Origin of the sequence: Paraliomyxa miuraensis (assembly GCF_026337845.1) — a bacterium.
GTDB classification, from domain to species: domain Bacteria; phylum Myxococcota_A; class Polyangia; order Nannocystales; family Nannocystaceae; genus Paraliomyxa; species Paraliomyxa miuraensis.
Genome location: NZ_JAOVZF010000081.1, coordinates 1 through 935 on the forward strand (window position 1 = coordinate 1; position 935 = coordinate 935).

The 935-nt window shown below is 63.7% G+C and carries 1 protein-coding gene; it reads left to right on the top strand.

Going from position 1 to position 935, the window contains the following annotated elements; genetic code table 11:
- The coding region (locus tag OEB96_RS00365; protein ID WP_407674594.1) for an IS3 family transposase at nt 1-935 on the top strand (935 nt) is incomplete at both ends.

Sequence of the window (935 nt, forward strand, 5' to 3'; positions counted from 1 at the left end):
TGGATCAAGCAAGCGGAGATCGACCAGGCCGCCGATCCCAACGGCCCGATGACGTCGGAGGAGCGAGCGGAGCTCGCGAGGCTCCGTCGCGACAACAAGCAGCTCGAGATGGAGAACGCGTTCCTAAAAAAAGCCAGCGCCTTCTTCGCCAAGCAGATGGGATAGGCATCGAGGTCTTCGAGATCATCGAGGCGGAGAAGGCAAATTTCCCCGTGGCCATGATGTGCGAGGTGCTCGAGGTCTCGCGCTCGGGGTACTACGCGTGGCGGGATCGCGAGCCCTCGGAACGAGCCAAGCAGAACGTGAAGCTCGCCGCCGAGATCGTCGAGATCCACAGGAACAGCCGCAGGACCTACGGCAGCCCACGTGTCCACGCAGAGCTCCTCGAGCGGGGGTTCAAGGTCAGCCGCAAGCGAGTCGAGAAACAGATGCGAGAGCAAGGGATCGTGGGTCGCAGGCGACCGAAGTTTCGCAGGACGACGGACTCCAACCACGACGAGCCGATCGCCCCCAACCTCGTCGCTCGCCAGTTCGACGTCGAGGAGCCCGATTGCGTGTGGGTCGCTGACATCACGTACATCTGGACCCTACAGGGCTGGATGTACCTGGCCGTGGTCCTCGATCTGTTCTCCCGTCGCGTGGTGGGCTGGTCGATGGCCGAGCACATGCGGGTGGAGCTGGTCCTCGATGCGTTGCGAGCTGCCCTCGGCAAGCGAGAGCCCTCCGAGGCCGGCTTGATGTTCCACTCGGATCGAGGCTCGCAGTACGCGGCCAAGGACTACCGAGCTGCCCTCGAGGCAGCAGACATCACGTGCAGCATGAGCCGCCGCGGCAACTGCTGGGACAACGCCGTCGCGGAGAGCTTCTTCGCGACGCTGAAGACCGAGCTCGTCCACGACGTGATCTTCACCTCACGCGAGGCAGCGAAGACGACT